This is a genomic window from Streptomyces sp. NPDC102490 (assembly GCF_044765285.1).
Lineage (GTDB): Bacteria > Actinomycetota > Actinomycetes > Streptomycetales > Streptomycetaceae > Streptomyces.
In genome coordinates, this window is record NZ_JBIWJU010000014.1 from 1 (window position 1) to 12942 (window position 12942).

The following is a 12942-nucleotide window of genomic DNA, read 5'->3' on the forward strand; positions in this document are numbered from 1 at the left end:
CTTGCGTTTCCGACTCTATCAGATCTTTCCGATCCGATTTCCTCGGTGCTTTCCAGGTTCCCGCTTTCGCGTTTCCCTTTCCGGCGGTTCCGACTTTATCAGAGATTCTGAGCCGGATTTCCGCCCTCCGGGGCGGCTCCGAACCACGAAGTGATCGGGTGCCCGTCCGAGCGGAGATGTAAACGTACTGGAGCGGGGCGCCCCGATGCAAATCGGGGCGCCCCGCTCCTGGTTGGCGCTGTCGGTGGTCCGACGGTCCGTCAGACCTCCACGACGACAGGCAGGATCATCGGCCGGCGCCGGTAGGTGTCCGAGACCCACTTGCCGAGGGTCCTGCGGATCAGTTGCTGCATCTGGTGCGGTTCGACGACACCGTCCTGGGCCGAGCGCTCCAGTGTTTCGGTGATCTTGGGGAGCACCGCGGCGAAGGCCGAGTCCTCGATGCCCGAGCCGCGGGCCTGGACGTGCGGCCCACCGGTGATCTTGCCGGTGGAGGAGTCCATCACCACGAAGACCGAGATGATGCCCTCGTCGCCGAGGATCTTGCGGTCCTTGAGGGCCGGCTCGCGGACGTCCCCGACCGAGAGCCCGTCGACGTAGACGTACCCCGCCTGGACCTTGCCGGAGATCTTCGCCTTGCCCTCGACGAGGTCGACGACCACGCCGTCCTCGGCGATGACGATGCGGTCGTGCGGGACGCCGGTGAGGGCGCCCAGTTCGGCGTTGGCCCGGAGGTGGCGCCATTCGCCGTGCACCGGCATCAGGTTCTTCGGGCGGCAGATGTTGTAGAAGTACAGCAGCTCACCGGCCGAGGCGTGGCCCGAGACGTGGACCTTGGCGTTGCCCTTGTGGACGACGTTGGCGCCCCAGCGGGTGAGGCCGTTGATCACCCGGTACACCGCGTTCTCGTTGCCCGGGATGAGGGACGAGGCCAGGATCACCGTGTCGCCGTTGACGATGCGGATCTGGTGGTCGCGGTTGGCCATGCGGGACAGGGCGGCCATCGGTTCGCCCTGGGAGCCCGTGCAGACCAGGACCACCTCGCTGTCGGGCAGGTCGTCGAGCGTCTTGACGTCGACCACCAGGCCCGGCGGGACCTTGAGGTAGCCGAGGTCTCTCGCGATGCCCATGTTGCGGACCATGGAGCGGCCGACGAAGGCGACCCGGCGCCCGTACTCGTGCGCGGCGTCCAGGATCTGCTGGATGCGGTGGACGTGGCTGGCGAAGCTCGCCACGATGATGCGCTTGCGGGCGCCGGCGAAGACCTGGCGCAGGACGTTGGAGATGTCCCGCTCGGGCGGGACGAAGCCCGGCACCTCGGCGTTGGTCGAGTCGGCGAGGAGCAGGTCGATGCCCTCCTCGCTGAGACGCGCGAAGGCGTGCAGGTCGGTGAGGCGCCCGTCCAGCGGAAGCTGGTCCATCTTGAAGTCGCCGGTGTGGACGACCATGCCCGCGGGGGTGCGGATGGCGACGGCCAGCGCGTCCGGGATGGAGTGGTTGACCGCGACGAACTCGCAGTCGAAGGGGCCGACGCGTTCGCGGTGCCCCTCCGCCACCTCGAGGGTGTACGGACGGATGCGGTGCTCCTGGAGCTTGGCCTCGATGAGCGCGAGGGTCAGCTTGGAGCCGATCAGCGGGATGTCCGGCTTCTCGCGGAGGAGGAAGGGTACGCCGCCGATGTGGTCCTCGTGGCCGTGGGTCAGGACGATGCCCTCGATGTCGTCGAGGCGGTCCCGGATGGACGAGAAGTCCGGCAGGATCAGGTCGATGCCGGGCTGCTCCTCCTCGGGGAAGAGCACGCCGCAGTCGACGATCAACAGACGGCCGCCGTATTCGAAGACCGTCATGTTGCGGCCGATTTCGCCGAGGCCGCCCAGGGGCGTGACCCGGAGGCCACCCTTGGGGAGCGCCGGGGGACGGCCCAGTTCAGGATGCGGATGACTCAAAAGACTCTCCTCACCACGCGCGCCACGTACCGGGGGGCACGTGGCGCGCGTGACGTTCGTGCAGAAGCAGTTGTCGTATGGGGTGCGGGCACCGGTGGCCCGCCTATTCAGTTGTGAAGTCCGTCCGGTCGTGCGGTGGTGCGAAGTCTGGTGTCAGAGCTGTACCCCGCCGGCGGCAAGATCGATCTTGAGCTGCTCGGTTTCCTCGGGCGTGAGGCCGACCATGGGGGCGCGCAGCGGTCCGGCGGGCAGCCCCTGGAGGGCGAGCGCGGCCTTGGTGGTCATGACGCCCTGGGTGCGGAACATGCCGGTGAAGACGGGGAGCAGCTTCTGGTGGATCTCCAGTGCCTTCTGTACGTCACCGGCGACGTGCGCGTCCACCATGGCGCGCAGTTCGGGGGTGACGACGTGGCCGACGACGGAGACGAAACCGACCGCGCCCACGGAGAGCAGCGGCAGGTTCAGCATGTCGTCGCCGGAGTACCAGGCGAGGCCGGAGCGCGCGATGGCCCAGCTGGCCCGGCCGAGGTCGCCCTTGGCGTCCTTGTTGGCGACGATCCGCGGGTGCTCCGCGAGGCGGACCAGGGTCTCGGTGTTGATCGGGACGCCGCTGCGGCCGGGGATGTCGTAGAGCATGACCGGGAGCCGGCTGGCGTCGGCGATGGCCGTGAAGTGCTGGTACAGGCCCTCTTGCGGGGGCTTGTTGTAGTACGGCGTGACGAGCAGCAGGCCGTGGGCGCCGACGCGCTCGGCGGCGCGGGCCAGCTCGATGCTGTGCTGGGTGTTGTTGGTGCCGACTCCGGCGACGACGTGCGCCCGGTCGCCGACGGCCTCCAGGACGGCTCGTACGAGGTCCGCCTTCTCCGCGTCGCTGGTGGTGGGGGACTCGCCGGTGGTGCCATTGATGATCAGGCCGTCGTTGCCTGCGTCCACCAGGTGGGCGGCGAGCCGCTGGGCGCCGTCGAGGTCGAGTGCGCCGTCCGCCGCGAAGGGCGTGACCATGGCGGTGAGGACCCGCCCGAAGGGGGTCTGCGGAGTGGAGGTCGGAGCCATGGGTTACACGCTACTCGTTGCTCAGGGCGGGGTCTGCCCTCGGGGGAGGTGGCAGGTCGGAACGGAAGTGGAGCCCGGCACTGCCTGCTCGGGGGTTCAAGCAGTGCCGGGTCCCTTTGATCAGGCTAGATGAACTTCTCCAAACGCCGCAATCCGGACACTTCGCATGGTTGATGCGTACATCAGTGCCCAGCCCGGCCGGCCCGGAGGTCGCGCTCGTTACGGCGCCACGCGGCCGTTGGCGTTGAAGGCCGCGTGGGTGAGCGGCATGAGGCGGGCCCACTCCTCCTCCATCTTCTCGCCGACCATCTCGATCTCCCGCTGCGGGAAGGAGGGCACCTTCGCCAGCTCGTGCTGGGTGCGCAGGCCCAGGAAGTGCATCAGCGAGCGGGCGTTGCAGGTCGCGTACATCGACGAGTAGAGGCCGACCGGGAGCACCGCGCGGGCCACCTCGCGGGCGACGCCGGCGGCGAGCATCTTCTGGTACGTGGCGTAGGCCTGGCGGTAGGAGTCCTCCATGGCGCCGCCGACCAGCTCGTGCTGCTCCGGGGTGCCCTCGACGAAGACGTACTTGCCGGGGCGGCCCTGCTGCACCAGCTTGCGGTCGGCGTCCGGCACGTAGAAGACCGGCTGGAGCTCCCGGTAGCGGCCCGATTCCTCGTTGTAGGACCAGCCGACGCGGTGCCGCATGAACTCCCGGAAGACGAAGATCGGGGCGCTGATGAAGAAGGTCATCGAGTTGTGCTCGAACGGGCTGCCGTGCCGGTCCCGCATCAGGTAGTTGATCAGGCCCTTGGAGCGCTCGGGGTCCTTCTTCAGCTCGTCCAGGGACTGTTCCCCGGCGGTCGAGACGCGGGCCGCGAACAGCACGTCGGAGTCGGTCGCGGCGCTCTTGACCAGCTCGACGGTGATGTCACCGCGGAGTTCGATCTTGACATCGTCGGCGGGTGTGTCGGTCACGGTGTGGTGGGCCTTCCCATCTCGTCACTTGGCGGGGCCACTCTACGGCCGCCGGGTCGCGGCCCGCCGAATCGGGCGATCGCTGCCGTGCCGCAATGAAGTCGGTGAAACAGGGCACCTGGAGGGCCGTTCGTTCGTCTGTATGAGTAACAGCACTTCATTCCAGTCCCTGAAGGGAGACGCAGTCCCTATGATCCGCCGGCGTGAACCCGTGCCGTTCGCCTTCGTCGCCGAGGCCGACAGGTTCCGCAGCAATGTCACACCCCCGCCGCGTGAGCGGGCGTCCTTCGGCCAGCTGGCCGGACGCTGGCTCCTCGGCGTGACCGTCGTCGCCGGTCTCGTGGGCTCCCTGGTGATAGGGATGCCCGCGCTCTCGGCCGACCAGCCCTCCTCGCACAAGCAGCCGTCGCAGGCGTCCGAGGGGCGCTAGGGACGCCGGGCGCGGTCGGCCCGACTCCGTCCGGCCCCCCGAGGGTGGTGACCGGAGACACAGGTCGGTAGCCTCACCGGGCACAACACTTGCCTTGGAACGAGTGAGGACCAGCCGTGCCCCTGCCCTTCCTGACGGCCGACCGCGCCTTTGACACGGCCGACGACGTCGCGCTGCCGTACGACGACCGCGACCTCTGGCGCCGGCCCTACCGGCCGGGGCCGTGGCGGGTGGGGGTGGCGGCGCTGATGCTGCTGCTCGCCTCGTTCGTCCTGTTCGCGGCGGTCATCATCGCGGCGACGGGCGGGCCGTCCTCCGCCGCGGTGGTCTTCGGCCTCGCGGTCGTCGTCATCCTGTGCGCCCTGCGGATGCTGCGCATGGGCGCGTGGGTGAGCGCGCACGGAGTGCGTCAGGTGGGTTTCTTCACCACGCGCACGGTGGCCTGGCAGCAGGTCGCCAGCCTGCGCACGGTGCAGCAGCCGGTGCGCTGGCTCGGACTGCCGCGCACGGTGCAGGGTCAGGCGCTGCTGCTCGTGCGGCAGGGCCGGTCGACGGAGCCCACCCCGCTGCTGACCACGCACAACTGCGACTTCCTCGCCCGCGACGGCGCCTTCAACCGGGCGGCCGACGCCGTGGAGGCGTGGGCCGACGAGTACCGGCGGGGCTGACCCGCCCGGCCGTCGAAACGCCGGGGCCCGGACCGCACAGCTGCGGTCCGGGCCCCGGCGTTTCGGTCGTCCGCTCAGGCGGCCTCGACGTGCTTGCCGTCGTGCAGGGCGATCGCCCGTTGCATCGCCTTGCGGGCGCGCGGGGTGTCGCGGGCGTCGTGGTAGGCGACCGCCAGGCGGAACCAGGTGCGCCAGTCGCCGGGGCTGTCCTCCGTCTCGGCCTTGCGCCGGGCGAAGACCGCGTCGGCCGACTCCCGGTCGACGCGGCCGCTCGGGGTGCGTGTCAGCTCGTCGACGGGCAGTCCGCCCTCGGCGTCGAGTTCGGCGGCGAGCCGGTTGGCCCGGCGGACGAACTGGGTGTTCTTCCAGAGGAACCACAGGCCGATCACCGGCAGGATCAGCACCGCGACGCCGAAGGTGACGGTGAGGAGGGTGCCGGTCTTGATGAGCAGCACGCCGCGGCTGCCGACCAGGAGGAAGTAGAAGACCAGGACGGCGGCCGTGACGAGGTAGGTGATCTTCGCGCGCATCAGGGTGAGGGTCTCAGTTCAGGTCCAGGAAGTGTTCCAGGCCGAAGGTGAGGCCCGGGGTGCCGACCACCCGGCGGGCGCCCAGCAGGATGCCCGGCATGAAGCTGCTGTGGTGCAGGGAGTCGTGCCGGACGGTGAGGGTCTCGCCCTCGCCGCCGAGCAGGACTTCCTGGTGGGCGAGGAGGCCGCGCAGCCGGATCGCGTGCACCGGGACCCCGTCCACGTTCGCGCCGCGGGCGCCGTCCAGGGCGGTGGCAGTGGCGTCGGGCGCCGGTGCGGAGCCTGCCTTCTGCCGGGCCTGGGCGATCAGCTGTGCGGTACGGGTGGCGGTGCCGCTGGGGGCGTCCACCTTGTTCGGGTGGTGCAGCTCGACGACCTCGACGGACTCGAAGTACGGGGCGGCGAGCTGCGCGAACTTCATGGTGAGCACGGCGCCGATGGAGAAGTTCGGCGCGATGAGCACGCCGGTCTGCGGGGAGGCGTCGAGCCACGTGTTCAGCTGCGCGAGACGCTCGTCGGTCCAGCCGGTGGTGCCGACGACGGCGTGGATGCCGTGGCGTACGCAGTAGTCGAGGTTGTCCATCACCGAGGCGGGGGTGGTCAGCTCGACGGCGACCTGGGCGCCGGACTCGGCCAGCGCCTCCAGGCTGTCGCCCCGGCCGAGGGCGGCGACCAGCTCCATGTCCTCGGCGGCCTCGACCGCCCGTACCGCCTCGGAGCCGATCCGGCCCTTGGCACCGAGGACGGCCACGCGCAGCTTGCTCATCTTGTGTTCGCTTCCTTACCGAGAGACCGGGAGTGTCAGGCGACGGCGTCGTGCAGCCGGGATGCCTGCTTGTCCTTGAGCGGGCCGATGACCGACAGGGACGGCCGACGGCCCAGGACGTCACGGGCGACGGCGCGGACGTCGTCCGGCGTGACCGAGGCTATCCGGGCCAGCATGTCGTCGACCGACATCTGCTCGCCCCAGCACAGCTCGCTCTTGCCGATGCGGTTCATCAGCGCGCCCGTGTCCTCCAGGCCCAGGACCGTGGAGCCCTGGAGCTGGCCGACGGCACGGCCGATCTCGTCGTCCGTGAGGCCGTGCTCGGCGACGTGGTCCAGCTCGTCGCGGCAGATCCTGAGCACGTCGTGCACCTGGGAGGGCCGGCAGCCCGCGTACACGCCGAAGAGGCCGCAGTCGGCGAAGCCCGAGGTGTACGAGTACACGCTGTAGGCCAGTCCGCGCTTCTCCCGGACCTCCTGGAAGAGGCGGGAGGACATGCCGCCGCCGAGGGCGGTGTTGAGGACGCCCATGGCCCACCGGCGCTCGTCGGTGCGGGCCAGGCCCGGCATGCCGAGGATGACGTGGGCCTGCTCGGTCTTGCGGCCGATCAGCTCGACGCGGCCGGCGGTGCGGATGGTGCGCCGGCCGTCGCGCGGGGCGAGCGGCTGGGCCACCGGGTCCTTGAGGGCGCCGGCCTTCTCGAAGGCGGCACGGACCTGGCGTACGACCTTGTTGTGGTCGACGTTGCCGGCCGCGGCGACCACCAGGTGGGTGGGGTCGTAGTGCTTCCGGTAGAAGCGGCGGATGCGGTCGGCGGTGAGGGCGTTGACCGTGTCGACGGTGCCGAGGACGGGGCGGCCCAGGGCGTTGTCACCGAACATGGTGTGCGCGAACAGGTCGTGCACGCAGTCGCCCGGGTCGTCCTCGGTCATCGCGATCTCTTCGAGGATGGCGCCGCGCTCGACGTCGACGTCCTCCTCCTGGATCAGCGAGCCGGTCAGCATGTCGCAGACCACGTCGATGGCGAGCGGCAGGTCGGTGTCGAGCACGCGCGCGTAGTAGCACGTGTACTCCTTCGCCGTGAACGCGTTCATCTCGCCGCCGACCGCGTCGATGGCGGAGGAGATGTCCAGGGCGCTGCGCTTGCGGGTGCCCTTGAAGAGCAGGTGCTCCAGGTAGTGGGTGGCGCCGTTCAGCGCGGGGGTCTCGTCGCGGGAGCCGACGTGGGCCCAGATGCCGAAGGTCGCCGAGCGGACCGAGGGGAGGGTCTCGGTGACGATGCGCAGGCCGCCGGGGAGGGTCGTCCTGCGGACCGTGCCGATGCCGTGCTCGCCCTTGATGAGGGTTTGGGTACGGGCGACGGCCCGCGCCTCCGAGGAGGTGCGGGCCGTCGCCTCGGCGTTGCGGGACGTCACTGGTCGGCGTCGTCCTTCTTGTCGTCGTCGCCCTCTTCGCCCTCGATCACGGGGATCAGGGAGAGCTTGCCGCGGGAGTCGATCTCGGCGATCTCGACCTGGACCTTGGCGCCCACGCCGAGCACGTCCTCGACGTTCTCCACCCGCTTGCCGCCGGCGAGCTTGCGGATCTGCGAGATGTGCAGCAGACCGTCCTTGCCGGGAAGCAGGGAGACGAACGCGCCGAAGGTGGTCGTCTTGACGACCGTGCCCAGGTAGCGCTCGCCGACCTCGGGCATGGTCGGGTTGGCGATGCCGTTGATCGTGGCGCGCGCGGCCTCGGCCTGCGAGCCCTGGGCGGCACCGATGTAGATGGTGCCGTCGTCCTCGATCGTGATGTCGGCGCCCGTGTCCTCCTGGATCTGGTTGATCATCTTGCCCTTGGGGCCGATGACCTCACCGATCTTGTCGACCGGGATCTTCACCGTGATGATCCGCGGCGCGTTCGGGGACATCTCGTCCGGCGTGTCGATCGCTTCCATCATCACGTCGAGGATGTGGAGGCGGGCGTCACGGGCCTGCTTGAGGGCGGCGGCCAGGACGGAGGCGGGGATGCCGTCCAGCTTGGTGTCGAGCTGGAGGGCGGTCACGAACTCCTTGGTGCCGGCGACCTTGAAGTCCATGTCGCCGAAGGCGTCCTCCGCACCGAGGATGTCGGTGAGGGCGACGTAGTGCGTCTCGCCGTTGATCTCCTGGGAGATCAGGCCCATGGCGATACCGGCGACGGGGGCCTTCAGCGGCACACCGGCGTTCAGCAGCGACATGGTGGAGGCGCAGACCGAGCCCATGGACGTCGAGCCGTTGGAGCCGAGGGCCTCGGACACCTGGCGGATCGCGTAGGGGAACTCCTCGCGCGTCGGCAGCACCGGCACGATCGCGCGCTCGGCGAGGGCGCCGTGGCCGATCTCGCGGCGCTTCGGGGAGCCGACGCGGCCGGTCTCGCCGACGGAGTACGGCGGGAAGTTGTAGTTGTGCATGTAGCGCTTGCGGGTCACCGGGGAGAGGGTGTCCAGCTGCTGCTCCATGCGGAGCATGTTCAGGGTGGTGACGCCCAGGATCTGGGTCTCGCCACGCTCGAACAGGGCGGAGCCGTGCACGCGCGGGATGGCCTCGACCTCGGCGGCCAGGGTGCGGATGTCGGTGACACCGCGGCCGTCGATGCGCTTCTTCTCCTTGATGACGCGCTCACGGACCAGGGACTTGGTCAGCGAGCGGTACGCGGCGGAGATCTCCTTCTCGCGGCCCTCGAACTCCGGCAGGAGCTTCTCGGCGGCGAGCCCCTTGACGCGGTCCAGCTCGGCTTCGCGCTCCTGCTTGCCGGCGATGGTGAGCGCCTGCGTCAGCTCGGGCTTGACGGCGGCGGTCAGCGCCTCGAGGACGTCGTCCTGGTAGTCCAGGAAGATCGGGAACTCGCCGGTCGGCTTGGCGGCCTTGGCGGCGAGGTCGGCCTGGGCGCGGCAGAGCACCTTGATGAAGGGCTTCGCGGCGTCGAGGCCGGCGGCGACGACCTCCTCGGTGGGCGCCTCGGCGCCGCCCTCGACCAGCTTGATGGTCTTCTCGGTGGCCTCGGCCTCGACCATCATGATCGCGACGTCGCCGTCCTCCAGGACGCGGCCCGCGACGACCATGTCGAAGACGGCGTCCTCGAGCTCGGTGTGCGTCGGGAAGGCCACCCACTGGCCGCGGATCAGCGCGACGCGGACGCCGCCGATCGGGCCGGAGAAGGGCAGGCCGGCCAGCTGCGTCGACGCGGAGGCGGCGTTGATCGCCACGACGTCGTACAGGTGGTCGGGGTTGAGGGCCATGACCGTGGCCACGACCTGGATCTCGTTGCGCAGGCCCTTCTTGAAGGACGGACGCAGCGGGCGGTCGATCAGGCGGCAGGTGAGGACGGCGTCCTCGGAGGGCCGGCCCTCACGACGGAAGAAGCTGCCGGGGATCTTGCCGGCGGCGTACATCCGCTCCTCGACGTCCACCGTGAGCGGGAAGAAGTCGAGCTGGTCCTTCGGGTTCTTGGAGGCGCTGGTGGCCGACAGCACCATGGTGTCGTCGTCCAGGTACGCCACGGCGGAACCGGCGGCCTGACGGGCCAGGCGGCCCGTCTCGAAGCGGATGGTGCGGGTGCCGAAGGTGCCGTTGTCGATCACGGCTTCGGCGTAGTGGGTCTCGTTCTCCACTAGTGATTTCTCCGATGCTTGTCGTCTTTTGTCCGCTCCACCCGTGTGGCGGAGGGGACGGTGCCGGAGAAGCGTTCCGTGCAATGCGGGCCGGTCTTCGATCGAAGCTCCCGGGGATCTGCCCCCGGGGGCCACTACCGAGGACCGGCGGCGGCGGCGAGGTCCGCTTCTCCTCGTGCGTCTTGTTGTTCTGTTACCACACTACAAAGGGGCGGCGACAGCGCGCACGTACAGCAAAGGGAGCGGCCCCCTTACGATGGGAACCGCTCCCTTCACGGCGTGCTAGCGGGCGCCCGCCGCACCGCGGCGGATGCCGAGGCGCTCGACCAGCGCACGGAAGCGCTGGATGTCCTTCTTGGCGAGGTACTGGAGCAGCCGGCGGCGCTGGCCGACCAGGATGAGCAGACCACGACGGGAGTGGTGGTCGTGCTTGTGGGTCTTGAGGTGCTCGGTCAGGTCGGAGATCCGACGGGACAGCAGAGCGACCTGGACCTCGGGGGAGCCGGTGTCGCCCTCCTTGGTACCGAACTCGGTGATGATCTGCTTCTTCACTGCGGCGTCGAGCGACACGCGTACTCCTCTTGGTCCGTGACTTGCCACCGAGTGCCCCCGGTCTACATCTCGGGGGATCTTCCGTGACTCGGAAGGCGGGGATCCGCTGGGCGCGACCTCCAGGGCTCACAGCTCCGGGGGCGCGTACACAAACGGCCGTCACACAGCTTACCAGCCCGTAGGGACGCCTCCGCCCGTCCCCCGTACCGGTGCCTCCATCGGTGAACCGCTGACCTCGGGGAACGGGGGCAAGTATGGTGACCGGACCGTTCGTTGACACAGCAGGAAGGACCCACGCCGCGATGGCCGAGGCCGAGGACAGGGAACTCCGAGCACGCAAGGACCGGGAGCGGGACGAGCTCTACGCCCTCGACATCTCCGGCGTCGAATGGCACAGCGCGCCCGGCACCGAGTCCCACGAGGAACGGGTCGAGATCGCCTACCTGCCGGGAGGCGCCGTCGCCATGCGGTCGTCGCTCGACCACGACACCGTGCTGCGGTACACGGAGGCGGAGTGGCGGGCCTTCGTGCTCGGCGCGCGGGACGGGGAATTCGACCTGGAGCCGGCCGCGGAGCGCTCCGGGGGCGACGTCGAGTAGCGGAGGCGGGGCGGTCAGGACTTCGGCGGGGTGCCGCCGCCGATGCCGAGCACGAGGTAGCTCCACTGCTTGGTCTTGGCCTCGGCGGGACCGTCCGCGGCCTTGACGCCGAAGAAGAGGCGCCCGTTCTGGACGACGATGTCGTTCTCGTCCGGCAGTGTCATCATCTGCGCCTCGCTGGGCAGCCCGAAGTAGAGGTACGGCACCTCCTCGTCCGTCCGCGGGTCCAGGGCGACCAGCGCGTTCGGTGTGATGTGGTCGTTGCTCAGGCGCAGGGCGAGCAGCCGGTCGCCGCTCATGCGCACCGGGGAGAGCAGTGCGCCCGGGCCGGAGTCGAATTTCTTGGTGGTGTTCCCGGTGGCGAGGTCGAAGCCGATGATCCAGTTGGACGTCTGCTTCTCGAGCTGGTCCTTGCTGCGGATGAAGACCTGGTCCTTCCCCACGGCGATGGTCGGGCAGTCGTCGATCAGCAGATAGTCGGAGAGGGCGCAGTCGGCGACGTAGGCGCCGTTGCGGAGACTGATGGTGGCGCGGTTGCGGCCCCGGTCGTCGAGCGAGATCAGCTCGGTGATCTCGGAGTCCCCGGCGGAGACGGCGATGACGGCCGGTTCGGTGGAGGGCACGTCGAGGCTCCGGATGCCCTCGGCCGCGGTGTAGGTCCACACGGGTTCGCCGGTGGCGGGGTCCAGCTTGCGCAGTTTGTAGGTGACGTTCTTCCAGGATTCGGCCGGGAGGTCGTCGCCGCCGCTCCAGCACTTCTCCCGGACGATCAGTCCGCGGCCGCCGGCGGCGCCCATGTCCTGGCAGGGGGCGGCGGTCGCCGTGGTCCAGCGGGTGGTGCCCTTCTCCATGTCGTACCCGACGGTGCCGCCGCCCCAGGTGACGGCGACGGTGCCGTGCGCGAGGGTCACACTGGGCCGGTCCTTGGCGGGGTCCGCGCCCTCGCCGGACTCGGGGCCGGACTCGGAGACGGGGAACCGTCCCTCCCAGACCAGCTTGCCGTCGTCGAGGTCGACGAAGGCCACTTGGTTGCAGTACGCCTCCTCCGCCCAGTCGTTCGCCCGGAAGAGGACGGCGGTGCGGTGGTCGCCGGTGACGTGGCGGGTGTAGCCGCAGATCGGGCCGTCGAGCCCCAGCCGCCACTTCTCGTCGCCGGGCGCGGCGTCGGTGCCGATGCTCAGGCCGACGAGCGTCTTGTTGATGCCCTTGGCGAGGATGCGGTCCGTGGCCCACATTCCGGGCATCTCCACGTGCTCCCCGGGCTTCATGTCGTCCACGGAGAAGCGGAAGGCCATCTCGCCGTTGGTACTGGCGGGCCGCTTCTCGACCGTCTCGCGGACGTCGAGCGGACCTTGTCCGACCGCGGTTGCCGACGTGCCGGACGCCTTCGGGTCCGCGCCGTCGCGCCCCCACAGCAACCAGCCGCCGGTGCCCAACGCCCCGGCGAGGACCACCGCGAGGAGCCCGAGGAGCAGCTTCCGGGGACCCTTGCGCCCCGGGCCTCCGCCGCCTTCGGGACCGTGCCGGACCTCGGGCGGTCCCACGGGGGCCGCGGGGCCCGGGGGCATGGACGGGGGCGGGCCGAAACTCACTCGGGGCCTCTTCCTGTTCCTCGGAATCCCTGTGGCGCTCAAGGAATTCCTGCGACGGACGACGGAGATCGCCGCCAACTATGCCGGGCACGCGATCACTCGACGGAAGTGGGTGGTGGGAGCGCCCTCGTCCTCCGTGCGAGGACGGGGGCTGACGGTACGGGGCTCGTGATGATTAGGCTGGTGTGGGGCGTGGCACCAGAACCCGTGGAGGG

12 protein-coding genes are annotated in these 12942 nt (G+C 69.8%); 3 read left to right on the forward strand and 9 right to left on the reverse strand.

From position 1 onward, the window contains the following. Window positions 1-260: 260 nt before the first annotated feature. From ACIRGB_RS29300 to thyX, 3 genes are all read right to left on the reverse strand, one after another. Window positions 261-1946 carry a ribonuclease J gene (locus ACIRGB_RS29300; protein ID WP_403871411.1) on the reverse strand — a complete coding sequence of 562 codons (1686 nt, stop codon included), beginning with the start codon at window positions 1944-1946 and terminating at the stop codon, window positions 261-263. A 153-nt stretch (window positions 1947-2099) separates the two neighbouring features. Beyond that, window positions 2100-2999: a 4-hydroxy-tetrahydrodipicolinate synthase gene (dapA, locus tag ACIRGB_RS29305; RefSeq protein ID WP_403871414.1), complete on the reverse strand. Its 900-nt coding sequence runs from the start codon at window positions 2997-2999 to the stop codon at window positions 2100-2102. A 219-nt stretch (window positions 3000-3218) separates the two neighbouring features. Continuing rightward, entirely contained in the window at window positions 3219-3959 is a 741-nt protein-coding gene (gene thyX / locus ACIRGB_RS29310; protein WP_403871417.1) for an FAD-dependent thymidylate synthase, read from the reverse strand. 190 nt (window positions 3960-4149) lie between these two features. Here thyX and ACIRGB_RS29315 point away from each other — a divergent pair, with 190 nt between their 5' ends. Both ACIRGB_RS29315 and ACIRGB_RS29320 read left to right on the forward strand, forming a co-directional pair. Then, window positions 4150-4389 carry a hypothetical protein gene (locus tag ACIRGB_RS29315; protein ID WP_159330385.1) on the forward strand — a complete coding sequence of 80 codons (240 nt, stop codon included), beginning with the start codon at window positions 4150-4152 and terminating at the stop codon, window positions 4387-4389. A gap of 116 nt (window positions 4390-4505) precedes the next feature. Further along, complete coding sequence (locus ACIRGB_RS29320) at window positions 4506-5057, forward strand: hypothetical protein (RefSeq protein ID WP_403871420.1); 552 nt, start codon at window positions 4506-4508, stop codon at window positions 5055-5057. Window positions 5058-5131: 74 nt separating this feature from the next. On the opposite strand, the gene ACIRGB_RS29325 is transcribed toward ACIRGB_RS29320, so the two are convergent. The 5 genes from ACIRGB_RS29325 to rpsO form a co-directional block, all read right to left on the reverse strand. Next, entirely contained in the window at window positions 5132-5587 is a 456-nt protein-coding gene (locus tag ACIRGB_RS29325) for a hypothetical protein (RefSeq protein ID WP_403871422.1), read from the reverse strand. Between the two features lie 13 nt (window positions 5588-5600). Beyond that, window positions 5601-6353: a 4-hydroxy-tetrahydrodipicolinate reductase gene (dapB, locus tag ACIRGB_RS29330; protein ID WP_403871425.1), complete on the reverse strand. Its 753-nt coding sequence runs from the start codon at window positions 6351-6353 to the stop codon at window positions 5601-5603. A gap of 35 nt (window positions 6354-6388) precedes the next feature. Next, the gene (locus ACIRGB_RS29335) at window positions 6389-7768 is read right to left on the reverse strand and encodes a M16 family metallopeptidase (protein ID WP_403871428.1); all 1380 of its coding nucleotides are present in this window, start codon (window positions 7766-7768) and stop codon (window positions 6389-6391) included. Continuing rightward, on the reverse strand, window positions 7765-9984 hold the full coding sequence (locus ACIRGB_RS29340; protein ID WP_403871431.1) for a polyribonucleotide nucleotidyltransferase: 2220 nt from the start codon (window positions 9982-9984) through the stop codon (window positions 7765-7767). Before ACIRGB_RS29340 ends, ACIRGB_RS29335 begins: the two co-directional genes overlap by 4 nt. A 282-nt stretch (window positions 9985-10266) precedes the next feature. Then, window positions 10267-10554 (reverse strand): 30S ribosomal protein S15, encoded by a 288-nt coding sequence (gene rpsO, locus ACIRGB_RS29345; protein ID WP_003973291.1) that lies wholly within the window; start codon window positions 10552-10554, stop codon window positions 10267-10269. Window positions 10555-10838: 284 nt separating this feature from the next. On the opposite strand from rpsO, the gene ACIRGB_RS29350 reads away from it, so the two are divergent. Next, window positions 10839-11135 carry a DUF397 domain-containing protein gene (locus ACIRGB_RS29350; protein WP_403871434.1) on the forward strand — a complete coding sequence of 99 codons (297 nt, stop codon included), beginning with the start codon at window positions 10839-10841 and terminating at the stop codon, window positions 11133-11135. A 14-nt stretch (window positions 11136-11149) separates the two neighbouring features. On the opposite strand, the gene ACIRGB_RS29355 is transcribed toward ACIRGB_RS29350, so the two are convergent. Next, window positions 11150-12727, reverse strand: coding sequence for a PQQ-binding-like beta-propeller repeat protein (locus tag ACIRGB_RS29355; protein WP_403871437.1), 1578 nt, complete (start codon window positions 12725-12727; stop codon window positions 11150-11152). Window positions 12728-12942 lie beyond the last annotated feature (215 nt).